This is a genomic window from Pseudomonas sp. B392_1p (genome assembly GCF_052245235.1).
Taxonomy (GTDB): Bacteria; Pseudomonadota; Gammaproteobacteria; order Pseudomonadales; family Pseudomonadaceae; genus Serpens; species Serpens gallinarum.
The window spans coordinates 16,879-42,344 of the sequence record NZ_JBQPXM010000019.1 but is presented as its reverse complement, the minus strand read 5'-3'; the positions used below and the strand labels follow the sequence as shown (position 1 = coordinate 42,344).

At 57.1% G+C, this 25,466-nt stretch carries 15 protein-coding genes, 2 tRNA genes and 1 pseudogene; 1 reads left to right on the top strand and 17 read right to left on the bottom strand.

Annotated elements, in window-relative coordinates:
* Positions 1-132: 132 nt before the first annotated feature.
* The 15 genes and pseudogenes from ACTV8E_RS20015 to ACTV8E_RS19945 all read right to left on the bottom strand — a co-directional run bounded on the left by ACTV8E_RS20015 (position 133) and on the right by ACTV8E_RS19945 (position 22,546).
* Positions 133-2,079: a DUF2326 domain-containing protein gene (locus tag ACTV8E_RS20015; protein ID WP_443200613.1), complete on the bottom strand. Its 1,947-nt coding sequence runs from the start codon at positions 2,077-2,079 to the stop codon at positions 133-135.
* Positions 2,066-6,271, bottom strand: coding sequence for an Eco57I restriction-modification methylase domain-containing protein (locus ACTV8E_RS20010; protein WP_443200612.1), 4,206 nt, complete (start codon positions 6,269-6,271; stop codon positions 2,066-2,068). The genes ACTV8E_RS20015 and ACTV8E_RS20010 overlap by 14 nt, the downstream gene beginning before the upstream one ends.
* Positions 6,272-6,279: 8 nt before the next feature.
* Positions 6,280-9,051: a helicase-related protein gene (locus tag ACTV8E_RS20005; RefSeq protein ID WP_443200611.1), complete on the bottom strand. Its 2,772-nt coding sequence runs from the start codon at positions 9,049-9,051 to the stop codon at positions 6,280-6,282.
* Positions 9,048-13,133 (bottom strand): Zn-binding domain-containing protein, encoded by a 4,086-nt coding sequence (locus ACTV8E_RS20000; protein ID WP_443200629.1) that lies wholly within the window; start codon positions 13,131-13,133, stop codon positions 9,048-9,050. Before ACTV8E_RS20000 ends, ACTV8E_RS20005 begins: the two co-directional genes overlap by 4 nt.
* A gap of 447 nt (positions 13,134-13,580) precedes the next feature.
* A pseudogene (locus tag ACTV8E_RS19995) lies at positions 13,581-14,057 on the bottom strand (DEAD/DEAH box helicase); the annotation flags it as partial.
* Between the two features lie 665 nt (positions 14,058-14,722).
* Positions 14,723-14,799: transfer RNA gene (locus ACTV8E_RS19990), tRNA-Pro, on the bottom strand.
* An 82-nt stretch (positions 14,800-14,881) separates the two neighbouring features.
* The gene (locus ACTV8E_RS19985) at positions 14,882-15,238 is read right to left on the bottom strand and encodes a MerR family transcriptional regulator (protein ID WP_251837831.1); all 357 of its coding nucleotides are present in this window, start codon (positions 15,236-15,238) and stop codon (positions 14,882-14,884) included.
* Entirely contained in the window at positions 15,219-15,521 is a 303-nt protein-coding gene (ihfA, locus tag ACTV8E_RS19980) for an integration host factor subunit alpha (protein ID WP_251837832.1), read from the bottom strand. The genes ACTV8E_RS19985 and ihfA overlap by 20 nt, the downstream gene beginning before the upstream one ends.
* Before the next feature lie 3 nt (positions 15,522-15,524).
* A complete protein-coding gene (pheT, locus tag ACTV8E_RS19975; protein ID WP_443200610.1) occupies positions 15,525-17,903 on the bottom strand; it encodes a phenylalanine--tRNA ligase subunit beta in 2,379 nt (792 codons plus the stop codon).
* 42 nt (positions 17,904-17,945) lie between these two features.
* Positions 17,946-18,962, bottom strand: coding sequence for a phenylalanine--tRNA ligase subunit alpha (pheS, locus tag ACTV8E_RS19970; protein ID WP_443200609.1), 1,017 nt, complete (start codon positions 18,960-18,962; stop codon positions 17,946-17,948).
* Between the two features lie 168 nt (positions 18,963-19,130).
* Entirely contained in the window at positions 19,131-19,487 is a 357-nt protein-coding gene (gene rplT, locus ACTV8E_RS19965) for a 50S ribosomal protein L20 (protein WP_251837835.1), read from the bottom strand.
* A gap of 27 nt (positions 19,488-19,514) precedes the next feature.
* Entirely contained in the window at positions 19,515-19,709 is a 195-nt protein-coding gene (rpmI, locus tag ACTV8E_RS19960) for a 50S ribosomal protein L35 (RefSeq protein WP_251837836.1), read from the bottom strand.
* A gap of 61 nt (positions 19,710-19,770) precedes the next feature.
* Positions 19,771-20,322 (bottom strand): translation initiation factor IF-3, encoded by a 552-nt coding sequence (infC, locus tag ACTV8E_RS19955; protein WP_251837856.1) that lies wholly within the window; start codon positions 20,320-20,322, stop codon positions 19,771-19,773.
* The gene (thrS, locus tag ACTV8E_RS19950; protein WP_443200608.1) at positions 20,322-22,244 is read right to left on the bottom strand and encodes a threonine--tRNA ligase; all 1,923 of its coding nucleotides are present in this window, start codon (positions 22,242-22,244) and stop codon (positions 20,322-20,324) included. Before thrS ends, infC begins: the two co-directional genes overlap by 1 nt.
* A gap of 225 nt (positions 22,245-22,469) precedes the next feature.
* Positions 22,470-22,546, bottom strand: a tRNA-Val gene (locus ACTV8E_RS19945).
* A 181-nt stretch (positions 22,547-22,727) separates the two neighbouring features.
* On the opposite strand from ACTV8E_RS19945, the gene ACTV8E_RS19940 reads away from it, so the two are divergent.
* Positions 22,728-24,011: an NAD(P)/FAD-dependent oxidoreductase gene (locus ACTV8E_RS19940; RefSeq protein ID WP_443200607.1), complete on the top strand. Its 1,284-nt coding sequence runs from the start codon at positions 22,728-22,730 to the stop codon at positions 24,009-24,011.
* A 38-nt stretch (positions 24,012-24,049) separates the two neighbouring features.
* Here the strand turns inward: ACTV8E_RS19940 and ACTV8E_RS19935 are convergent, their stop codons facing one another.
* Both ACTV8E_RS19935 and ACTV8E_RS19930 read right to left on the bottom strand, forming a co-directional pair.
* A complete protein-coding gene (locus ACTV8E_RS19935) occupies positions 24,050-24,964 on the bottom strand; it encodes a PA2778 family cysteine peptidase (RefSeq protein WP_443200628.1) in 915 nt (304 codons plus the stop codon).
* A gap of 29 nt (positions 24,965-24,993) precedes the next feature.
* Entirely contained in the window at positions 24,994-25,392 is a 399-nt protein-coding gene (locus ACTV8E_RS19930; RefSeq protein ID WP_251837839.1) for a PA2779 family protein, read from the bottom strand.
* Between the last annotated feature and the right edge of the window lie 74 nt (positions 25,393-25,466).

The window sequence follows — 25,466 nt, the reverse complement described above, 5'->3', positions numbered from 1 at the left end:
GACCATCACCCAGTAGCCTGATCAGCCGTTCCAACTTCGGTAGTTTTTTACCTGTCAATGCTTCAATTCTATCGGCTATGGAAAAGTTTATGCGGCTACTTTCTGGGAAAATAGTTTTCATCAGCCTTATCTTTACAAGTCTCTTTTAAGAAGCCGTCCATCCGCAGTTGAACCAGACAAAGTTAGTACCAGCCAAGGTTTCTTCGCCAGGGTTTCTGGTGGTCGCGTCGTCGTGGTAATGATGTACTGAAAAAGAGGCTTCTCGCTCAATTTTTCGAGCTCAGAAATCAGTTCGAATAGACGGTCATAAAGTTGCAACCCCAAATCCGCTTCACGAGGGCTGTCGTGCACCAAGAATGCAGGAACATGCGTCTTTCCTTCAAGACTCAAGCAGATCACCGCCAAGTCAAATGCCACCACCTTGAGAGAGTCAATCGCTGACGTTGAGCGGTTACCACCCATCTGCACACTGAGCTTTAGCCCCTTTCCCGTAAGGCGCACTTCGCCATTAGCACTATCCCCTAAAAGAAATCGGATAATGGCGTCAAATTTTTCACTGATATCAGATAGCGCCGCGGAATTCCGGCTGATAGATCTTGACACCTCGTCTCTGAAGCCATCCAGAGCATCAAGCGACTTCTGCATTTCATCAGAGGCCGACTGGTGCTGACGCATCAATTTTTCAAGACGATCAACGTCGTCCACCACGCGCCGAGCGTCATACAAGAAGCGATCCTTTGAAGATCGCACCTCATCCAGCTTCTTATGATGGGCTTCTGCACTATCGCGCTTCTGCCTTGCCAACGCGAGTTCTGGCTTCAGTTGTTGCAAGGCGAGCTTTGCCGCATTGAGCCGCTCAGACTCCCATTGATAGTCTTCTCTGTTTTTCTGCAGGCGGTGTTTACAGGCTTCAATATCAGGCAGTTTATTGGACAAGCCGCATTTGTCCGCCAGCACTCTGTCAACAGGCACTTCACAAATAGGGCAGGGAAAGCTCTCTGCCTCTTCAAGCGCAATCCTCCGCGAAGGATATTCACCTTCAATACGGTTAATCAGGCTAGGAATGGTGTCAATTTCCCACTGGAGACGTTCAGCCTTTTTCTCCAGCTCCACCACAACAGCTCTGGCAGATTCATAGTTTTCCCGGGACTCACCGAAATCCTTTATCTCTTGATCCGCAGAAATACCTAACGCTTTACCCAGGCGATTCTGCGCCAGATCCCGGAGAATACTGATACCCATACTGCCTTGCGTAAGCTCATCGTCGCCAACCTCAAGAATCTGCAACAGACTCTCCCGCAAACGCCGTACTTCCCATTGTCTATGACCTATTTCACGTTCAAGACGATTCTTTTCTTCATCATGATTGGCAATTTGCTGCCGCAATAATTGCTCCTGCGGGTTCATCACTTTCAACAATGCTCGCAAGGCTTCAAGTTTTTCAGTCTGGTTCAACCCTCGTGCAGGCGAGTCGGAGTCAGACTGAGTGGAACGCCAATCCAATGCGTGGTCGAATCGGCACTCTTGGTCGCGGGTTAGCCAGGCCAAGGCCACCTGCCATGCAAGATGCTTCTGCCGGCGTCCCGGTATCAGCCCCGCCACTGCTGGAGTAATCAACCCGTTCTCTATCGCCTCAAGGAAAGGCTCCATACCCGTAGGCGCCAGGTCTCCCTTAATCAGATCATCAAGCTGTCCTTCAGGGATCGCAAAGTGCCTGCGGCGACGACCCAAAGGTCGCAGAATCGCCCAGCAAACCCCATCCAATATCACTTCCGCGCCAACGCTAGCGTTAAGAAACGCGGAGGTGACACTATCCCGCTGCTCTTCCGGAGCAAAGGTGCTTTCACCCAGACAATAGCGCAACAGACGGCAGAACAGCGTTTTTCCGCCGCCATGCCCAATGCCCTGATCATCCGGCGTCCAGACGATATTCATGCCTGGTCTCAAGCTGATATCGCGTAATGGCTCCTTGTCCGGTTCCTCCCAAATTACCAAGCGACGCACCCACAAACGGGGCTCTGTCGTATCAGTGGCGGGCTTTATATCCAGACTGCGCTGAAACAGTTCAGGCTGCATCATTAATCCATTCCCTGGCCACTTCGGGCAAGCGCGTTAATAGCGCGTCTATATCCATGTCTCGCAGCACATTCAACACCCAGTTCGCGCGACCGTCCGCCCATGCGGGCGTATCGAATGTGGATGAGCGAAAATCAGGTGCCCAAGTATGATCTTGCTGGTTTTCGATTAGATAACCGTTGGTTCTCAGGTGGCGCACCGCAGCACCCCAGTCGTTATTAGAGCGAGAAGCAAATGCCAAAACATTGCTTGATAAAGGCCTGGCAGCATCACCAATAAGACGTTGCCATTCCTTGGCTTGATGCTCGTCCAGCAACGGCAGCATAAGCCTTGGCTCCATCGCCAATGCAGCGGCCAACCTTACTTGACGAACACCCATTGGGGCATTGGCAGCCTTGAGCAAGGCAATGAGCTGAACGCTGGTGTCCGCTCGTTGATCGGCCCCCAAGCGCTGCCACGAAAGATCTGCTAGCAGCGCACTTTCGATTGATGACCTTTGGTGCGCACCTAGTCGACAAGAATCATAAGTATCGGCATTACCTTGCTGCCCCAACTGGTCCCAAGCATCCAATACCAATTGCTGAGTACGATACTCACCATACTTTTTAAGATCCTCATTCCTGACACTGGAAAAGTGGTCAAAAATGCTAACAATATCAGTGCGCGACAAACCGGCCAGACGAAAGAATATTGCCTCAATAAGAACTCTCTCTTGAGATTGCCGATTTGCTGCGTTCGGTTCATTCAAATCAGCAGCGGCTGACCAGCTTTCTTTAGCAAGGTTCAAAGACAACTCAGAGGCTCTTTTCATCAAAGGATTGGCGTGATCAAAGTTCGGGATCGGAACTCGTGCTAGCACATAACCTTTAACGTGCTTGTCAATAAATGGCCTAATCAGGAAATCTGCCAAGAATGACGTCAGGTATCCCGCATAAAATGCGAGCACATGCTCTTTGTGTTGCGATTCCTGTGAGGGGACAATCATAGGGGCGTCGTAAGTAGAAACGTACCCCGGGGGCACCAAGCAGGGTATCAACGTTCTAGTATCATCGTTACGTGCAATATCGCGAAATACAAGCTTAGGCATCGCAATCCAGCCCCTGGCATCCAAGCCTTTCTTTTCCAGCTTTTCCATTACTGATGCTCGACTCGCCCACTTCTCTACCGGACCAAATGACGGATGGAAGTGATGAAAACTGCCGTTCTTTAGCAAACCATAGCAGTGATCATTATCCTTACGACTCGTTAGGACATCTTTATCGGATGAGGCATGGAATTCAGCCACCACTCGGTACCGGAGCTGGCTCATGCCAAACATATTCGAAGCAACGCGCCTATGAAGCAATGCCTGCTCAAACTCATTAAAAAGAACAGCAGACCTAGCATCACCCAAGACATCGTCGAACTGTTCTCTATTGACGGTTATTAGCTCCGCTGAGTCCAGCTCACTAGAAGAGGAAATCACGGAGCTAAATCTATGTTCATCTAATATCTCAGGCGTAATGGTCATTGCCAGAAATCTATAACTAGCATGAACATCTGGAAAGAAATGCTTTTTCGAATTTTGCAAATGAAGTAGCGAGATTACAGTCCCCTTGTCGAACAGCTGCCTCCTCAATACCACGCTATCTTCTTCAAACATAAATCCAATTGGCAAAATTAGCCCGGCAATACCAGAAGGCGAAAGAACATTCTTAACAAGAACTATAAATAGTTTATAGAGATCTCTTCTTCCGTTAAGTACCTCGTAGATGCCCTGAGAGAACCACTGTTTCTGCCTAGCAATCAGGCTTTCATCGGCCGAGACATCTCGAGCCTGCACTATCTCCCACGGAGGGTTACCGATCACACAGTCAAAACCGCCATTGGCAAATACCTGAGGGAAAGCCAAAGGCCAGTGGAATACCCGCGCCTCACGGCAGGCGCTGCGTGCTGCCTCCAGCTGCTGCTGATGCTGAGTGTTGTGCTGGTCAGTGAACAGATGCAGGTACAACGTCTGGCTGGTGGGAATGCTGTTCGCTGTTTCTTCGGTTTTGGGCAGCACAAAGGCCCCCAGCAGCAGATCAGCAGCCTGCGCAATCCGGCTGTTATCGGCCTGCGCTGAAAAAGTCGCATAAGCAGCGGCGCGGGCGGCAATGTCCTCGGGCGTGTTCTCCGGTAGAGCTTCCAGAGCCTGCAATTGATCGAGGCCGCTGGCGCGATCAAGGCGCAGCTGCTGCTGGCGGCTGTGCAGGTCGCGCTCCAATTGTTTGAGGCCGGCTTTGTTATCCTTCGCCAGTTCCTTGCACACATCCTTGGCATCACCAGACAGGGGCTTGAAGGCCGCTGCAGGAATACCGGTTTCCAGTACCTTAAGGTCGGTCAGACCCAGCAAGGCATCACCGCATTGCAGGTGGTGATCGAGGAATGACAGAGGTCTGCCCTCCTCGAAACCTTCCAACCACAGGGCCGTGCGGCACAGTTCCAGCGCCATCGGGTTTCTATCCACGCCAAAGATGCAGTGGCTGATCACCTCACGCAGTGCATGGCGGTAGTCCTGCGGCTTTACCGCTCCTTCGGGACTGCGCTGGGCAGCCAGCGCTTCGGCCAAACGGCGGGCGGCGGCCAGCAGAAAGTGGCCACTGCCGCAGGCCGGGTCGATCACCTTGATATCCAGCAGCGCGGCGGTGGGGTTGGCGGGATTATCCGCAAGGCGCTGGGCGATTACCGGCTCAAGGGCGGATTTGATCAGCTCCTGCACCAGAGAATCGGGTGTGTAATAGCTACCGCTGGTTTTGCGGGCATTGCCCTTTGCTGTTTCAGAAGGGCTGGAGCCATCACTGGTCAGGCCGGCAAAGCCGAACTGGCGGGCCGGCAGGTCGACTTCTGGCACCAGTTCCAGCAGGCTTTCATAAACGCTGCCCAACTCCTCCGGCCCCATATTGCGGTAGTCCACCGGCGCCAGGCTGCCGCTGGCGTTGTCCCAGCGCAGGTGCAGGATCACCTGCAAAAGGTCGGCATTGCTCAGGCTGGCGCTGTCCAGCGCCGGGCATTGATCCTGGGAAAACAGGCCGCCGAGGGCTGGCAGTGCCAGGCGCGACTCACCGGATTGCAGGCCACGAAACACAATGCAAGCTGCCTGCCACAGATCGTCAAAACGGTTGCGTGCGCGGCGCTTGAGGGCACGGTCACGCAGGCGGGCCATGGCGTAGCCTTCTGCGTAAGCGCGCCGGGCCTGTTGTGCACCGGGGCTGTCATCAGCCGGGTGCAGGAGGCCGCGCTCTTCCACGGTAAACAGAAAGATCAGACGGTAGATCAGCCGTAGCAATTGCTGGAAGTAGGCATCCTTGGTCAGCGCACCACTTTGCAGTTGCTGGCGCAGCTCCTGGTTGGCCGTGTGTTGGATAAAGCCGCTGCCGAGGGTGAGCAGTGCCTGCTCAACACCCCTGCGCAGCCCCTCGCGCACGCGGGTGCCCTCTTCCTTACCGGCTTCGCGCCAGGCTTCCCAGATGCACTGGGCCGGGGTTTCGCCGGCCTGCCCCGCCCGGCTGGCATGCAGCAGGCGCCAGGCCATGGCGAATTCGGCAAAGCGTTGGCCGCCGAGTAGATCCTGCAGGTCAATTTCCAGATAGCTGGGACGGGTGAGGGTTTCGGCATCGCGCAGCAGACGCAGTTGCTTGCCGTTGGTGACCAGCGCCCAAAGGTGATCTTCGCTGGCGTTCAGCCATTCCTGGGCCAGCTGGAAAGCACTTTTCTTGCGGCTGCCACCACTGGCATGGGCAATGGCAAAGCGCTCGTCAGCGGTATCCAGTCCCAGATGATGGGGAGCCACTACCACCGGTACCAACCCGGCCTGCAAGCTGACCGGGTAATGGCGGTCGTTGGCATCAAAACCAGCAATAACCTGGATGCTGTGGTAGCCAAAGGCATCGCGCAGCAGCTCCAGTACGAAGGTCCGGGTCAGGCTATCCGGGTCAAGATCGCTGCGCTCGGTCTGTGGTGCGAAGTGTCGCCACTGGGCACAGGCGATCTGGAAGGCGCGACTGTAGTCATCCTTCAGGCGCAGCCCCTTGGGGGTCAGGTAATCGCTTTCCGTCTGCCGGACTGCTTCGCCCAGGGCGGCCTTTTCCAATTGGTCGGGCAGGAACAGTGTGCCTTCAAGACGCAGGCTGGGCAGATTGAGTGCGGCGTGGGCCTTGTTTCTGATCTTTTGCATGGGCCGCCTTACAGGGAATCCGGTAACAGAACATAGACGCCAATCACATCGACCGGCAGGCAAGGGGCAACGTGGTACTGACCCACGTCACGGGCTGCCTCACGCACGCGCTGGTGATCGCTGAGCAAGGCCTGCGCACGGGCTTCAGCCAGATCGCTGAGGCGTTCAGGCTGGGCCTGCAGGAAGGCCAGGGCGGCCTGCACTTCACGCTGTACCAGCTCCGCGGGAAGGTTGGCGCTGGGCTGGCATTGCAGCAGCGTGCTGACACTCTCGTCCGTCAGCCATTGCGGGTCGCTGCGACCACGCACTGCCAGGGTGACGGTTTCCTCAGCCATCAGCTGATGTGGTTGGCGGCGGCGCACATAGCTGAGCTGGTGGCGCAGACGCAGCAGGTATAGTGTGGTGACCACCTCCACATCGGCGGTCACGGTGGCGGCACAGCGCGCAGCGATTGGCTTTTCGCCCTGCAGGGCTTCTTCCAGCAGGTGGTCAGCCAGCAGGGTTACCAGCGGATGGCTGCGATGCAGGTCTGCAAAGTCCAGCGTCAGCGGCTGGGTGATGGCCTCGTCGGCCAAGCGCAGGCGCAGTGCTTCCGGCAGGTGTTGCGGCAGGAAACGGTAGCGACTGCCACGGGCCGGCTCCAGGGGGGCGTTCAGGCGTGCGCAGGCGCTGTGGACAAAGCGCCGCACATCCTCCTCGGTGCCCAGCGCCTGCTGCTGCTTTTGCCATTCGGGCAACACTTCGTCGGGGCGGATGCGCCGCTGGGCGAATACCGTGCGGTTGCTCTTGGCTTTTTCCAGGGCATCACGCCACTGGATTTGCAGGGGCTGCAGAATCTCTTCAGCGTCGGCAAACATATCTGCCGTGTAATGCTGGCGTTCGCTGCGTTTCATCAGTGCCGCCTTGACCAGCGCCTGATTGATGCGCTGTTCGTCCTCCGGCATCGGTACCAGTACACCCAGCTCCTTCTGGATTGCTTCGCCCTTGCGCAGAATCACGTTGAGCACAAAGCCATCCACCGGGTTGTCCTGGCCATAGAGCATGGTCACGCGCACCTCATCGGCCTGCTGCCCGAAACGGTCGACGCGCCCTTCCCGCTGTTCATGGCGGGTCGGGTTCCAGGCCAGATCGTAGTGCGCCACGGCGGTGAACAGGTGCTGCAGGTTGATGCCTTCGGACAGGCAATCAGTGGCGACCAGAATGCGTTGGTCGCTTTCAATCATGCCTTCCACCCGCTCGCGGCGCTCGTCGGGGGTCAGCTCGCCGGTGACTGATTCCACCAGCACCTTGCTGCCAAAGTGGCTGCGCAGGTGTTCGGCCACATAATGGGCAGTGGCAATGTAGCGGCAGAACACCACGGGCTGGAAGCCATCCTTGATCAGGCCCTGCAGGTGCTGGATCAGAGCAGCCAGCTTGGGGTCGCCCTGCTTGCCGGACAAACGCCCGGCCTCGTTGATCAGGGCTTGCAGGCGACTGGTGTCACGCAATTGCCCGGGTGGCTCCACATCACTGCCGGTCAGGTCGTCGGCTTCGCCGTCATGCAAGCGTTCGTCGTGCAGCGCCTCACTGCTGTCCAGGGTGCCTTGCAAGCGGGTGCTGAGCGCCTTGACCGCCGCTGCCGGCGAGGAAGCCACGCAACGCAGCAGTGCCAGGGTGGCGTACCAGATCAGCCGTGAGGCGCCAGCATCGGTCTGTTCGACGGTTTCCGCCAGCTCACGGCAATAGCTTTGCACCTCGTCAAACAGACGGCCCCAATCGCCACTGAGCTGATAGGTTAGCTCGGCTTTCATGCGTTTGGGGAAGGCGCGGCCGGCATCAGTTTCGGCTTGCCACTCCTCGATGTCCTTGCGCCGGCGCTGGACGAAATGCCGGGCCAGCTCCTGGCGCAAAGGATCGCTGGCAGAAGTGCGACTCTGCAACGCTGCAAACCGGGGGTCGAGCAGCGAAAGCAGATTATAGAAGGCCGCTTCATCACCAGAGTGCGGCGTAGCGGTTAGCATGATCAGATGACGCTCGGCGTCTTTGACCAGGCGTTGCAGCAACTCGTAACGCAGCTGTTTGCCCTGCCCACCGGTGGCGCAGGTGTGGGCCTCATCGACAATGATGCATTCCGGTGCAATGGCGAGGAAATACTCGCGATGACGCTCGGTTTTGATGTAGTCGAGGCTGACCACAACCACCGGGTGGTGATCAAACAAGCTGACGCCGTGGGGCAAATTACGCTCGATGCGTGCGGCACTGGCCGAGGTCAAAGCTACCGCCTGCAGGTTGAAGCGCTCGGCCAGTTCACTCTGCCATTGTTCCACCAGATGCGGCGGGCAGAGCACCGCCAGGCGGGCAATTTCGCCACGATCCATCAGTTCACGGGCGATCAGACCTGCTTCGATGGTCTTGCCAATACCCACGTCATCCGCAATCAGCAGGCGCACGGTGGACAGACGCAGCGCCATCAGCAGTGGCACGAGCTGATAGCTGCGTGGCTCTACCGCGATGTTGCCGAAGGAACGGAACGGGCCGCCACCAGCGCGCAGTTTCAGGCGCAGGGCATCGCGCAGCAACAGGGCGCCTGAATGGTTGCCGGGGCGTGTCGGATCTGGCCAGGGAAAGGTGGCTGACTCCACCGCGGTAGGCTCCAGCTCAGGGATCAGCGAAACGATATCTTCGTCGGTACCGCCGAGCGGCCGCAATCGCAACCAGTCCGGCTGGGAGTCGGTTTGTACTACCCACTCGCGGCCACGGGCGCGTACCAGGTTACCCGGTAGAAAAGTCGCTTGCGTCATGATGTGCTCTCAGGTGCGCCAAATACATCAGAATGTTTGTTGAACAAATCCGGCCACTGCTGCTTATCAGCAAACTCGAGTACCTGCCAGCCCTTGTCGTTAAGCATGGACCTCACATCGGCAGTAACTAAGTTCAGGAAAATCAGCGCGCGACTAGACTTGTATTGCGCTGCCGCAACGGCAGCTCCCTGCCCTACCGGCACATTCAATGCGTCAGGCGCACGTAAGCCGAGCTGATTGAGCGTCTGCTGCCATTGGTGCAGGAAATCGCCGGTTTCGCCAGCGTGTTCCTGAACGCTTGGCTTGATGGCTTGCGTGGAGGCGGCAAGTTTGACTTGCGCGTTGGCGATGGCAACAAGCAGTTGCAGGGCCTCCGGATTGCGACGATTGATGTTGTCGTGGTCTGGCTGGTTGAAGTAGGACAGCAGGCACTGATAGCACCCAGCCTCGCAGAGAGCCAGGCCGTGTTTCTTCTGTTCCAGCTGATCCAGTTCATCCGCAACCCATTCGCCAGCAGGCTTGTTGAAATGCATCAGCATCAGCGCAGCATTGGCCACCTCGCCCAGTGCTGCGGGTTCGGTTGCCAACCGGGTAAGCACCCCGGCCCCACCTTCCGCTGATTCATAAAACATCAGGGCCTTGCGGTTGTCCTGGGTCGGCAGCGGCTCCGCCACAAGTTCCGCCTCCTCAATCTGGAAAACCATTTCAATGCCGCGCTTGAGGGCAGCCTGGAGTGTCGCCATGGCTTCCAGTGACAGCTCCCTTAGCGGGGTCAGGATCAGCAGGTTCCGGTGATCTTCGACAAAAGGCACGATGCGTTGATTGGGCACTTTATCCAGAAGCGGCTCATCGACTGCGGCATCACCCTCCTCCGCATTTGGGTCGTCCTTTTTGCTCCAGGTGCCGGTAATGGGATTGATGTAAAAGCCCAGCTGATTTTTGTCCTTGCGTCTGCGCCAGCCACGGTTGATACGCCACAGGCGTGCTGCCGGGGTGTAAACAAGCCCAGCCAGCAAATCATCCCCCTGCCTGACCTCAGCCTGACTTTTCTGGATGACACCATCACGGCCAGGCAGGAAACGGAAGGTAGTCTGCAGTTCAAAGCCTTGCCGCTGACGATCTTCGTCGTTGATGGAGATTCGTTCTACCGGAACGGTTTCAACCGTTTCAATGCGATACAGCTCCCTGACCCAATCGCTGTCGGTCAGCAGCGCATCGCAGTTCTCGCAGCGATCCACCAGCGGCTCCCCTTCGCCAGGCTCACCAAGGTGGCCGTAACCGCACTGGCTACAGATGCGTGAGGCAATGGTACTTAGCTGGCTGCTGCCCGAGACGTGATCGGCGGAACCCACATTCAACTTGGCCCGAACGACTCTGTACATGCGCCCCTGGTGATAAATCAGGCTGCGCGGACCGAACTCTGAGAGCGCCAGGAATCGTGGCCGGCTGACCATGCTGCCCTCGTCATCCTTGCTGCTGCCTCCCTGCCCGCCCCGGGCAGGAATCCAGGCCATTAGTGGCAGACGCGGGAAGTTGTACCCCGGCAGAAAACCCTGACTGGCGAGATAACGGTAGGTATAGAAGTCCGACCCCTGAGTGTTTCCGGTTTTCAGCAACACAGCAAACTGGCGGGCCGCATCACCATAGCGGCGACTGGCATTGTTGCGCTCGGCATGCGAAGCAGTATGGCTTTTGACTATCTGATCGGCCATTTCCATTTGCTTGCGGGTGGCGTCAAACAGGGCTCGCCAGCGATCCAAAGCCAGGCTGAAGGCATGCGGCGCAGCCTTGATGACCTGACTGACATAATCCTCACTGAACCAGATGCTGCCCTTGAGTTCCTCAGTCAACTGGGTAATCACCCCCAAGGCGTTTTGTTGTGCACGCTCGATAACGGCTGGATCGGTGAGTCGCTCGGATAACATTTGCTTGACCGGCTTGCCGGATTCTTCAAGCTCCAGCAAGGGGGCGATACTGGTTTCAAGCCCTACCTCGGCACAGGCCAGCCATACAGCATGCAGATGGCTTTCAACCAAATCGCGATTGGCCAGATCCAGCGTCGGTGGCTTGACCACCCCATGCACCATGTCACTGGCATGGTGGAAAAACCACTGATCATGTGGGCTGAGTGCGGCACAGTAGGTGACAACCAGTGCCTGCTGGCCAGAACGGCCAGCGCGGCCGCTGCGCTGCGCATAGTTGGCCGGTGTTGGTGGCACGTTACGCAGGTAAACGGTGTTGAGCGCTGAAATGTCGACACCCAGTTCCATGGTCGGCGAACAGTACATTACCGGCAGGCGTTCGAGCGGCGCTTCGTGGGCCGGATTTTCATCCCAGTCCTTGCGGTCCTTGTCTGTAAAGCGAAAACGCTGCTCCAGCAATTGCCGGCGTGCAGGCTCCACCTGGGCGGTGTGTTCCTGGGCCTCAAAATCGAATAGCGGATGACCCGGTTGCTCAAGAAGTGCTGCAACGTTTTGGTATAGCTGGCGGAAAAAGGCATTCACCCTGCCTTCATTGCCGTCATTTTCTATCAAGCACCAGTCCAATGCAGCGGCGTTCAAGCGCCAGCCAACCAGCTTGTTATCAATAGGATGCTTGTGGATATAGCCATAGTGGCTAGCAGCCTGAAGCATGGCGCCAATCAGTTCTGCCCAGTCGACTTCCTTCCATTCATGCACCTGACCGGCAAGGGCGGTTTGCTTCCAAACCTCGGCGTTTTTTACCTGTTTGAGCAGACGAGAGCGTGGCCCGCCTGTTACCAGATCAGTACGTGGCTTGCCCTTATATTCCGGCCTTTTATCCAGAATCAGGTAACGCGCTGTTTCCAGTTTTTCATCAGCGGCGAAAGCCCAGCGTTCATGCAGGTAGCTGTATGCACTGGTGCGAGCCTTGTCCTGCTCCACAGGATCGAGATAGCGCGTTTCAAGACACAGACCACGGCGCATTTCATCGAACACCACCTGAAATAGCGCTGCGCGATTGTGCGGATTCAGCTTGCGCAGGACGGACCCTGCGTTATCAAACAATGACGCTTCATTGCAGAAGTCATCCAGCCCACGGTAGCGGATAGTCAGCAGGTTCAGCTGATCCAGGTTGGGGTTGTTGAACCGCCACCCACGGCGTAAGTCGCGTAACAGCCGATAGCCGATGATAAACCGCAGGGTGCGCTGCGCCTCCTGCCTGGCCAGCCCCATCAGTTTTGGCGTGCGCAGGTACTCCGCCAGGGTGGCGTAATCGACCGAATCAAAGCCAAGAGCCTTGAATACAGCATCGGCAAGATGTTCCTCGGTAAGCATTCCCTGATTCTTTTGCAGGGCACCGATCAAACCTGCCCTGAGGGTCAGCAGGAATACAAAGTCATTGAAATGACCGGCCTGAAGTGCCGCATCCTGACGATTGTCCGAAAACCCAAGGAGTTTGCGCGGGTCCGGCAGCCCTTCCGGCAAGTCACTGATCGAGAAAAGTTGCCGCAAGGCACTTAGCGTCAGAACCGTGGTAGCGGAAGACCGCCCCTCACCCGACAAACTGGCAAGGCGGTTCATGTCCTTGCCGTGCGCCTCGTGCAAGGTTGCGCAATTCAGGCAGAAACGGAACTTGCCCGGTATATACCAGAAGGCTTCACCCCTGCCTTCCAAGCCCTGGGGATCAACCAGGGCGGGTACCGGTACCGCCTTCTTATAATTGCTTTTGATTTTTGGTTCGGCTTTTGTCAGGTCCAGCCAGGCTTCCGGCAGGTCTTCAAGTATGCCCAGGTACGATTGGCCATCACGCTTCGGACAAAGAAAGCCGAAACGCGCGTCTTCATTGTCATCTGCGCTGATGTCATCGATTTCTCGGGGACTGTACTGAGCGCGACCCTGCTCTGAACGCCATACTGGGTGATATTCCTGACCGCAATCACGGCAGAAATGGGCGGGATACAGCATGACTGACTCAGACTGCCTGCCAGGAGCAAAGCGCTGTGCATCCAGAGTTATCTGTCGTGCAGCAACCGGTTCAAGCGTGATGTGGACCTTGCCCGGACCACTGATGAACTGGTGCAGCTTGAAGGCAAAGGGTGCTCGCCCTTGCTCGGTTTTCACACTGTGGGCAGCCACCAGAAAGCGCTGGAGGGCGGTCTTTGCCTGTTCCTCGCTGCATTCTGCATCAGCCGCGAGCAGCTGACTGGCGGCTTCTAGGGTTATCGGCTTGGCCCGCCGTGGCGCTTCATGGGCCGACAACTCAATACCGAGATGCAGTTCAACCCAGATAGCCAGTGGGTCGTTGCGAAACTCGGCAAAGCTGCCCCAGGAGAAAGCGTCCTTTGACAGCTGACTTTTCAACAACGGCCGCACCGCCTCAAGCCCCTTGGCAGGATCGGTGACGCGCTCCAGCGTTTCGCCAATCACGTCATGCTCAGTGATGCTGGTGCCAAACAGTTTGCTTGCGACCGCGGCAACTGTTCTGTTGCGATCAGCCTGAGTGCCAGCACTGGACATGGTTGCCGAGGTGCCAATACACACCAGTTCGTTGGCCTGAAGGCGCTGACGAAGCCGTCTGACCAGCAAGGCTACATCTGCACCTTGCCGGCCTCTGTAGGTGTGCAATTCATCGAGAATAAGAAAGTTCAAATCATGGCAGTGCTCGACAACGCGCCGGTCAGTTTCCTCATAGCGAGTGAGGATCAGCTCCAGCATCATGAAGTTGGTTAGCAGGATATCCGGCGGGTTGGTCGCTATCGCATCACGCTCTGCAGCAGATTCCTGGCCGGTGTAACGGGCTACCGTGAATGGCTTCTCGCCGTCCGCAAAACCGTAGAGAAACTTGTCCAGTTCTTCCAGCTGGCTGTTTGCCAAGGCGTTCATCGGGTAAATGACGATCGCCCGTGTGCGTGGCGTTGGGTCCAGCTGCTTGGACTTGAGGATGCGATCTATCACTGGCAAAAAGAATGACAAGGATTTACCCGAGCCAGTGCCGGTGGTAACAACGTAACTCTGCCCTGCCTGCCCCTTGGCCAGGGCCTCCATTTGGTGTGCATAAAGGTGTAGGGGTTGGGGATTACCCTCGGTCTTCCCGGTCTGGAAGATTTGCGCACAGGCGGGATGCAGCAGACCCTCAGTAACCAGCTTTTGGACAGTGCCCTTGCGCTGATAGTTTGGGTTGATTTGGATTAGGGGTTCAGGCCAGTAGCGCCCAGCGTCATACTGGCTCTCTACATGCTGCAGAATATCCGGTGCCGCGATTCTGGTGAAACTGCGTGAGAACGCGCTGTATTCGGAAACCAGCTTGGCGCGAAACTCAAACACATTGTCCATAAGGCTTACTCCATTTACCAAAATCGAAGCGCCTGCAGAGATAGCGCCGGGTCCATGAGGCCGTCACTCTACGCCCTTGAAACCGTCGCAGGATACGCCATCCAGGCTATAGAAAAGCTGCGCAGCTAGCGTCATTCGCCCCCGGAGAATTCCCTTTCCTCCGGACCTGCCGCACTGCCGGACGACTAATTCAAGCAACAAGATCCTGACGAGATCCTCGGCGCAACCTACTCGTCTTGGCGAGCCCCTGCCAACCTCTATCAATCACATTTAATTTCATGGGGTAAAACATGGGGTAAAAAAAACAACACCTCAAAAACCTTCGCCCATAAAAAAATCCAGTCACCGCTAAGTAACTGGATTTTTTAGGGTTTTTTTGGTCGGGACGGAGTGATTCGAACACTCGACCCCTTGCACCCCATGCAAGTGCGCTACCAGGCTGCGCTACGCCCCGACATCACTTATCAGCCTCGCTGAAAGTGGTGCGAACTATACATTAAGCTTATGAATTGTGGAAGTTTTTTTTGAGATTCGTGTCAATTTCTCAAGACCTGCAGAACATCTTCCAGCTCTGAGACGGTCTGGCGGATCAGCTGCTTGTATTGAGTGGTGTCGTCTTTGGCTTCTTCGCCAGACAAACGCAAGCGGGCTCCACCGATGGTGAAGCCCTGCTCGTATAAAAGGGCGCGAATCTGGCGGATCATCAGCACATCCTGGCGCTGATAGTAGCGGCGGTTTCCCCGCCGCTTTACCGGATTGAGCTGAGGAAACTCTTGTTCCCAGTAACGCAGGACGTGGGGCTTGACGGCACAAAGTTCGCTGGCTTCACCGATGGTGAAATAGCGCTTGCCCGGAATTGGCGGCAATTCGTCGTTATGACTTGGTTCCAGCATAAGCTTCGACCCTAGCCTTGAGCTTCTGGCCCGGACGGAACGTGACGACACGACGTGCAGATATCGGAATCTCCTCGCCAGTCTTGGGATTCCGCCCCGGGCGCTGACGCTTGTCTCGCAGATCGAAATTGCCGAATCCGGACAATTTGACCTGTTCGTTCTGCTCCAGCGCCTGACGGATTTCCTCAAAGAACAGTTCGACCAGTTCCTTGGCTTCCCGCTTATTCAGGCCTAGCTCTTCGTAAAGACGTTCAGCCATTTCAGCTTTCGTCAGAGCCCCCATACGCTACTTCCTTAACGTGGCGTTAAACCTTGTTTCCAGGGAGGTGAGGATATTTTGCGTGGTAGTGTTCACCTCATCGTCAGTAAGAGTGCGCGATGGATGCTGCCAGGTCAAGCCGACCGCCAAGCTTTTGCTAAGCGGATCAATACCTTTGCCCTGATACACGTCAAACAACCGGAGGTCGGTGAGCCATTCACCTGCCTGCTCGCGCATGCACTCCAGCACCGACTCGGCTGTCACGTCGCGAGCAACCAGCAAGGCTAGATCGCGACGCACTTCCGGGAAGCGTGACAGCTCTGCGAATTTCGGCAGACGTCCTTCGGCAACCTCAGACATCAGCAGCTCGAACAGATAGACCGGCTGATCAATGCCCAGTTCGGCGCCCAGCTGAGGATGCAGCGCTCCCATGTAGCCAACCAGGCGCCCGTCACGCTCGATACGCGCAGTCTGCCCCGGGTGCAGCGCTGCATGTTCGCCAGGCACGAAGCGGAACGCCTCCGCATCACCCGCCGCGCCCAGCAAGGCTTCCACATCCGCCTTGGCGTCATAGAAGTCGATAACTTCGCGACCATTGCTCCAGCCTTCCGGCAGTCGGCTACCGGTAGCGATACCGGCCAGCATGGCTTCCTGCTTGAGTTCGCCCAACTGTCCCACGAAACGCAGGCCGCTCTCGAACAGGCGCACACGGTCCTGCTGACGATTGAGGTTATGCAGGGTGGCCTTGACCAGGCCCGGCCACAACGAAGCGCGCATGGCTGCCATGTCAGCGGAAATCGGGTTGGCCAACTGCAAGGGGGTGACCCCCGGCGTGAACAGCTCAAACAGCTTGGGATCGATGAAGCTGTAGGTAATGGCTTCCTGATAACCGCGCGCGACCAGTAGGCGACGCAGCACCGGCAATTCCGAGCGGGCCTCACCCTTGGCTTGTGGCGCCAGGCGCGCTTGCGGGTAACGAACCGGCAGCAGGTTGTAGCCGTACAGGCGGCCCAGCTCTTCGATCAGGTCCACTTCCAGACTGATATCGAAACGGTGACTGGGAACAGTCACTTGCCAGACACCGGCAGCTTGCTCGCTAACACCCAACTCCAGCGCGGTCAGTAGACGCACGATGGTCTCACCGCCCATTTCCAAGCCGAGCATCTGGTTAACTCGCTCGGCACGCAGAGTGATCGGCGCAATGTTCGGCAGGTGGCTTTCACTCGCGGCGTCAATTACTGGGCCGGCTTCACCGCCGACGATGTCCAGCAACAACGCAGTCGCGCGCTCGATGGCCTGACGGGCCAGCTGGAAATCCACACCGCGCTCAAAGCGGTGCGACGCATCAGTGTGCAAGCCGTAGGAGCGCGCCTTGCCGGCCAGAGCGATCGGATCGAAAAACGCAGCTTCAAGGAACAGATTACGGGTGGTATCGCTCACACCGCTGTGCTCGCCGCCCATCACACCGGCAATGGCCAGTGCACGCTGATGGTCTGCAATCACCAGGGTATCTGCACGCAGGGTGACCTCCTGGCCATCGAGCAGGACGAGCTTCTCGCCCTCTTCCGCCATGCGCACGCGGATGCCGCCGTTGATTTCAGCCAGGTCGAACGCGTGCATTGGCTGCCCTTGCTCAAGCATGACGTAGTTGGTCACGTCCACTGCAGCATCAATGCTGCGGATGTCGGAACGACGCAGACGCTCCACCATCCACGGGGGGGTCGGCTTGCTCAGATCGACATTACGAATCACCCGACCGACATAGCGTGCACACGCCTGCGGCGCAAGCAGCTCAACGGAACGTACGTCATCATGCACTGCGGCAATCGGTTCAACGACCACTGGGTTAATGTCACAGCCGTAAATGGCGCTGACTTCGCGGGCCAAGCCCTGCAGGGACAGGCAGTCGCCACGGTTCGGCGTCAGGCCGATCTCGATGGAGGCATCATTGAGGTGCAGGTAGTCGCGAATGTCGCTGCCCACCGGAGCATCAACGGCCAGCTCAAGCAGGCCGTCGTTATCGTCGCTGATGCTCAGCTCACTGGCCGAGCACAGCATGCCGAAGGATTCGACACCGCGCAGCTTGGCCTTTTTGATCTTGAAGTCTTCGCCAAGTACCGCGCCCACCATGGCAAAGGGGACCTTGATACCCGGGCGCGCGTTTGGCGCGCCGCACACGACCTGGAAAGTTTCACTGCCGTTATTAACCTGGCACACGCGAAGCTTGTCGGCATCGGGATGCTGCTCGGCACTGAGGATCTCCCCCACCACCACGCCACTGAATTCGCCGGCAACTGGCGTCACGGCGTCAACTTCCAGGCCGACCATGGACAGCTTGGCAACCAGTTCTTCACGATCTACTGCCGGATTACTCCAGCTGCGCAACCATTGTTCGCTGAATTTCATGTTCTGTTCTCTCCTGTTCGATTCGGTAGCGATCTGTTGGCTTTAGCGAAACTGCTCTAAAAACCGCAGGTCGTTATCGAAGAACAGGCGCAAGTCATTCACGCCATAACGCAGCATCGCCAGCCGCTCAACGCCCATGCCGAAGGCGAAGCCCTGGAATTCTTCCGGATCGATACCAGACATGCGCAACACATTCGGATGCACCATGCCGCAGCCCATGACTTCCAGCCAGCCGGTCTGCTTGCACACCCGGCAACCCTTGCCGCTGCACATCACGCACTGCATGTCGACTTCGGCGGAAGGCTCGGTAAAGGGGAAGAACGAGGGGCGAAAACGCACACCCAGCGGCTTCTCGAAGAACACCCGCAGGAATTCCTCGATGGTGCCCTTGAGGTCGGCGAAGTTGATGTCCTGGTCGACCAGCAAGCCTTCGACCTGGTGGAACATCGGCGAGTGGGTGATATCCGAGTCGCAACGGTAAACGCGGCCCGGGCAGACGATGCGGATGGGCGGACGCTGACTTTCCATGGTGCGCACCTGTACCGGCGAGGTATGGGTACGCAGCAGCATGTTGGCATTGAAGTAGAAGGTGTCGTGCATGGCCCGGGCCGGATGGTGGCCGGGAATGTTGAGCGCTTCGAAGTTGTGGTAGTCGTCTTCGACTTCAGGGCCTTCAGCTACCTGGTAGCCGATATGGGTGAAGAACTGCTCGATACGCTCCATGGTCCGCGTGACCGGATGCAAACCACCGGAAGCTTGGCCGCGGCCCGAGAGGGTCACGTCAATTCGCTCGGCAGCGAGCTTGGCGCTCAGGGCTACCTGTTCGAGTTCAGTCTTGCGGGCATTCAGGGCATCTTGCACTTGGCCTTTGGCGGCGTTGATCAGCGCGCCAGCCTTGGGACGCTCTTCGGCGGACAGCTTGCCGAGGGTCTGCATCAGCAGGGTCAGCTCGCCCTTCTTGCCCAGGTACTGAACCCGGATTAGCTCAAGGGCATTGATGTCTGCACTGTGTTGGACGGCCTCAAGCGCTTGCGAGACCAGTGCATCCAGGTTTTCCATGTATAACCTCCAGAGGGTCTTGCAAAACCACTCTGAACCTGCTGACCGGCAGGCCGTCATGGGTGTTTTTGCAAGAGCCCCTTTCCAATACGAAATAGGGGAAGAGCACAAGGCTCTTCCCCTATTGATGACGCTTCGCGCCGGACGAATCCGGACTTGCCGGGGAAGTTAAGCCAGAGAGGCTTTGGCTTTCTCGACAATGGCGGCGAAGGCCGCTTTTTCGTTCACTGCCAGATCAGCCAGAACCTTGCGGTCGATCTCGATGGACGCTTTCTTCAGGCCAGCGATCAGACGGCTGTAGGACAGACCGTTGATACGAGCACCAGCGTTGATACGAGCGATCCACAGAGCGCGGAACTGACGTTTCTTCTGACGGCGGTCACGGTAGGCGTACTGGCCAGCCTTGATTACCGCCTGCTTGGCAACGCGGAATACGCGCGAACGCGCACCGTAGTAGCCTTTGGCGAGTTTCAGAATCTTCTTGTGACGAGCACGAGCGATGACGCCACGCTTAACACGAGCCATGAGTAATTTCCTCTATTTCTTGACCGATTAACGAACGCGCAGCATGCGCTCTACCCGAGCCTTGTCAGACGGGTGCATCAGAGATGTACCACGCAGCTGACGCTTACGCTTGGTAGTCATTTTGGTCAGGATGTGGCTCTTGAAAGCGTGCTTGTGCTTGAAGCCATTAGCAGTCGGCTTGAAGCGCTTTTTGGCACCACTCTTGGTTTTCATTTTTGGCATGTTCGGATACTCCGCATTGGGTGATTACGCATAACCGCAAGGCCTGCCAGTGCCCTGGTGGTTACTTTTTCTTTTTGGGGGCGATGACCATGATCAGCTGGCGTCCTTCCATCTTCGGATGCTGTTCAACGGCACCGTATTCCGCAAGGTCACTTTCAACCCGCTTCAACAGTTCCATGCCCAGCTCCTGGTGGGCCATCTCACGACCGCGGAATCGCAGGGATACCTTGGCCTTGTCCCCTTCACTTAGGAAACGTACCAGGTTGCGTAGTTTTACCTGGTAATCCCCATCTTCCGTCCCTGGACGAAACTTTACTTCTTTAACCTGAATCTGCTTCTGGTTTTTCTTCGCAGCAGCAACCTGCTTCTTCTTTTCGAAGATGTGCTTGCCGTAATCCATGATCCGGCAAACCGGCGGTGCTGCATCAGCGGAAATCTCCACCAGATCGAGCTTGGCTTCTTCAGCGATACGCAGCGCTTCATCAATCGAGACGATGCCAACCTGCTCGCCATCGGCACCAATCAAACGGACCTCACGAGCCGAGATATTCTCGTTGATCGGGGCCTTGGGTGCAGCTCGTTTATCCTGTCTCATATCACGCTTAATAGTAATTACTCCAATTCTTGGCGACCACGCCGGGAAACCGCCTGTGCAAGCAACTCGCTGAACTGATCGATGGGCATGGAGCCCAGATCAACGCCTTCACGGGTGCGCACAGCAACGGATCGTGTCTCAACTTCCCGATCTCCAATAACCAAGAGATAGGGTACCTTGAGCAAAGTATGCTCGCGGATTTTAAAGCCGATCTTCTCGTTTCTCAAGTCAGACTTGGCTCTGTAGCCGCTTTGATTGAGAGTTTTCTCAACTTCACGTGCAAAATCAGCCTGCTTGTCGGTGATATTCATGATCACCGCCTGGGTTGGCGCCAACCAGGCCGGGAATGCGCCTTCGTAGTGCTCGATCAGAATACCGATGAAGCGCTCGAAAGACCCCAGAATGGCTCGGTGCAGCATGACCGGATGCTGACGATCATTGTTTTCGCTGACATATTCGGCACCAAGGCGGACCGGCAGGTTGAAATCCAGCTGCAAGGTACCGCACTGCCAGACGCGACCCAGGCAGTCCTTGAGCGAAAACTCGATCTTCGGACCGTAGAAAGCACCCTCGCCCGGCTGCAAATCGTAAGGCAGCCCAGCGGTATCCAGCGCAGCGGCCAGCGCAGCCTCGGCACGATCCCACAACTCATCGGAACCCACACGCTTTTCCGGACGCGTGGAAAGCTTCAACTGGATATCAGTGAAACCGAAGTCGGAATACACCGCCTGGGTCAGGCGAATGAAATCAGCCGACTCAGACTGCATCTGCTCTTCGGTACAGAAGATGTGCGCATCATCCTGAGTAAAGCCGCGCACGCGCATAATGCCGTGCAGCGCACCGGAAGGCTCGTTACGGTGGCAGGCGCCAAATTCGGCCAGACGCAAAGGCAACTCGCGGTAACTTTTCAGGCCTTGGTTATACACCTGCACGTGGCAGGGACAATTCATCGGCTTGATCGCGTAATCGCGGCTTTCCGACTCGGTGGTGAACATGTTTTCCGCATAGTTGGCCCAATGCCCGGATTTCTCCCAGAGCACGCGATCCACAACCTGCGGGGTCTTGATTTCCAGGTAGCCGTTTTCGCGCTGCACCTTGCGCATGTACTGCTCCAACACCTGGTATAACGTCCAGCCATTGGGATGCCAGAACACCATGCCCGGCGCCTCTTCCTGGGTATGGAACAGGTCCATTCGCTTGCCGAGCTTGCGGTGATCGCGTTTTTCAGCTTCTTCGATACGCTGAATGTAGGCCGCCAACTGCTTCTTATCTGCCCAGGCAGTGCCATAGATGCGCTGCAACTGCTCGTTTTTCGAGTCGCCGCGCCAGTAGGCGCCGGAGATACGGGTCAGTTTGAAGGCTTTGAGAAAGCGCGTATTCGGCACGTGCGGACCACGGCACATGTCGACGTATTCTTCGTGATAGTACAAGCCCATGGCTTGCTCTTCCGGCATGTCGTCGATCAGGCGCAGCTTGTAGTCTTCGCCACGCGCCTTGAAGACTTCGATGACCTCGGCGCGCGGCGTCATTTTCTTGATGACGTCGTAATCGCGGGCGATCAGCTCCGCCATGCGCGTTTCGATGGCCACCAAGTCTTCTGGCGTGAAAGGACGATCAATAGCGATATCGTAATAAAAGCCTTCCTCGATCACCGGCCCGATTACCATCTTGGCGTTCGGGAACAGCTGCTTGACGGCATGCCCGACCAAGTGAGCACAGGAATGGCGGATGATCTCCTGCCCTTCCTCATCCTTCGGCGTAATGATTTGCAACGCAGCGTCGGTTTCGATCAAGTCGCACGCATCGACCAGGCGACCGTCGACCCTGCCGGCCACAGTGGCCTTGGCCAGACCAGCACCAATGGATTGCGCCACCTCGGCAACCGAGACCGCATGATCGAACGAACGCTGACTACCGTCGGGAAGAGTAATGATGGGCATGGCGCCTCCTCTCCTAGTGGTGACCCCTACCAAAGGCCACGTGGGTTGGGATGAGCCAGTAAAGCGATTCGCCGGGGAAACCTGCCGCACTCTGGCAGAGACCAAAAGGCCGACACGGACGAACCGGAGCACTGGAAATCAAGATGCGGGATACTTTCAGAACGTCGCCGCCATGACAAGCGACCCATAAAAAAAGGGTCGCTTTCGCGACCCTTTCTTCGAATTTGGTAGGCACAATTGGACTCGAACCAACGACCCCCACCATGTCAAGGTGGTGCTCTAACCAACTGAGCTATGTGCCTTCCGATGGGTGCGCATTCTACCTGCAGCTCAATGGGTGTCAACACATTTTTCGCTAACTGGCTGAAAAAGTGGATCTTTTATCGTCACGAGGTTTTTTTCCCAGCTATCGACTACTAGCCGGACATAGGGGACTTGGGTAGGATCGAACAATCGTCAAATATTTCAAACACGGACCTTAAAATGACGAACACAGCTTATCCGGACTCCTATTACGCCGCATCCGCCAACCGCACGCCGTTGCGCCCAGTGCTGGAGGGTGAAGCCGAAACCGATGTCTGTGTAATTGGTGCCGGCTATACCGGACTCTCCACTGCGCTTTTTTTGCTGGAGCACGGTTTTAAGGTCACCGTTCTGGAAGCCGTGAAGGTGGGCTTTGGCGCCTCAGGGCGTAATGGCGGGCAGATCGTCAACAGTTACAGCCGCGACCTCGATGCCGTAGAAAACAGTGTGTCGATCGAAAAAGCCAAGCTGATCGGCGAGATGGCGTTTGAAGGCGGCCGCATCATTCGTGATCGCGTGGCGCGTTACGGTATTCAGTGCGACCTGAAGGATGGCGGTGTATTTGCCGCATTTACCCCTAAGCAGATGAACCATTTGCAGGCACAGCAGCGACTCTGGGAGCGCTACGGCTACGAGCACCTGGAACTGCTCGATGGCGATGCCATTCGCCACGTGGTCGCCTGCGACAACTATATAGGTGGAATGCTCGACAAACAGGGCGGTCATATTCATCCGCTCAACCTGGCGCTAGGCGAAGCCGAGGCGATCGAGTCTCTGGGCGGCGTCATTTATGAGCACAGCCCAGCCACGCGTATTGAGCGCGGCGCCAATCCCATCGTGCATACGCCGCAAGGCCGGGTAAAGGCCAAATTCCTGGTCGTGGCCGGCAATGCGTACCTGGGCAACCTGCTGCCGGAGCTGGCCGCCAAATCCATGCCCTGTGGCACCCAGGTGATCACCACCGAACCCCTGTCCGAAGAAATGGCCCGTAATCTGCTCCCCCAGGATTACTGTGTCGAAGACTGCAATTACCTGCTCGACTATTACCGGCTCTCTGCCGACAAACGCCTGATCTATGGCGGTGGCGTGGTTTATGGCGCGCGTGATCCAGCGAACATCGAAGCGATCATCCGGCCGAAAATGCTCAAGACGTTCCCGCAGCTCAAAGACGTGAAAATCGAATATGCCTGGACCGGCAATTTCTTGCTGACCCTCTCACGCTTGCCGCAAGTCGGTCGCCTGGGGGAAAACATTTACTACTCACAAGGGTGCAGCGGGCACGGTGTCACATACACCCATGTCGCCGGCAAGGTGCTGGCCGAGGCTCTGCGCGGCCAAGCCGAGCGCTTTGATGCATTCGCCAGCCTGCCCCATTACCCCTTTCCCGGCGGCCAAGCTCTCAGCGTACCGTTCAGTGCTCTGGGTGCCTGGTATTACAGTTTGCGAGATCGCTTGGGAATTTGACGGTCTGTAATCGGCGCCTCGCAGGCACCGATGATTAACTACGGACACTTCGGCAAGGCTGCACAAACCTTACTACCAGGCTCACCCTGCAGTGGCGCAGCAAATCGAGCATCCTTTGGCGCCAACTGGCTCGCACACCTGCGCGCCTGCATGGCTGCCTGCATGCAACCACGCTCCGCCAGCACTTCGGACAGATTGAACCAGCCGGGTGCAAACGCCGGCTGCACTTCAATACCGCGCAACAGCGCTTGCTCGGCCGCTTGACGATCACCCTGGGCATAAGCCTCATTTCCCAGCGCGAACCAGGGCAGGGCCTCTTCCGGCCAGGTCTGGGTTGCCGTGCGGTAGGCGTGACGCGCAGCGTCTTTTTGGCCGGTTTCTTCAAGATCACTGGCAGCCTGCAACCAGGGCAGCACCTGCGCGGTGGCCGGCACTCGCTCAGGAGGAACGATGACCACCGCCCAGCGCCCTGCTCGGTGCCAGGTACGCATGAACGATACGAAAGAAGTGTGTAATTGCCGCGTGGTACCCGAGCGCAACACCAACCTCTGCTGCTCACGGTCAAAGCCGACAATCACCGCAAAATGCCATTGTGGCCAGCGCTCAAATGCCAGGTTTTGCATGACCAGGACAGGATTGCCGGCCGCGACTTCTTCCAGTACAGCTTCCAAGCTGGGCTCAAGGGGATAGACCAGCTGCCCCTGAGCACGCGCAGCCGCAATCAGCTCTACCTGAAGGCTGCCCTGGCGGACGGGCAGAAACACTTGATCCTTGAGCGCTTCCGGCGTTATCGAAACGCCCCGTTGCACCAGCACGGTCGCCAGGGCAGCCGGGCCACATTGGTAGTCATCCTGGGAATAGAACGGCACATCTTCCAGCTCAACCCGCACCGGCAAGTGCGAAGCCTCCGGCCCCAGCACGGGAGACCTCGCACAGGCGCCCAGCAGACACATCAGCAATAACGGTACAAAAAAGCTTTTAATCAACGAACACACCGAATAAAGCTGAATATGTCGGTGGCGCAAAGCATGTCGGTGATGATGAAAATCACCAGAAACAGCACGATGATGCCCACCACGCTACCACCGGCAGGCGCCTGATCCAGTTGCTGATTGAATTGCGCCAACTCGGCGGCCGTCAGGCTGTTGATACGCTGTTCCACTTGAGACGGCTCAACGCCCAATGCCACCAACTTTTCTTTGACCCCCTGATCCTCGAGCATGCCGAGCAGTTGCTGGCGATCCACCTGTTGCTGCTGAGCCGCAACCACTTCAGCCGTGCCGAGCATCGCTGCGTGGGCAAGCGGTACCTGCGCGAGCAGCAGAAAATGAGACATCGCCAGTATGGCTGCCAGCCGACGCATAAAGGGACGAGTGAGCATTGGTGTTCTCCTTGGATGAAGGCCAGCTGGCCATGCCTCGATAGACCATCCGTACAGCAGCAAGGTTCTAGACG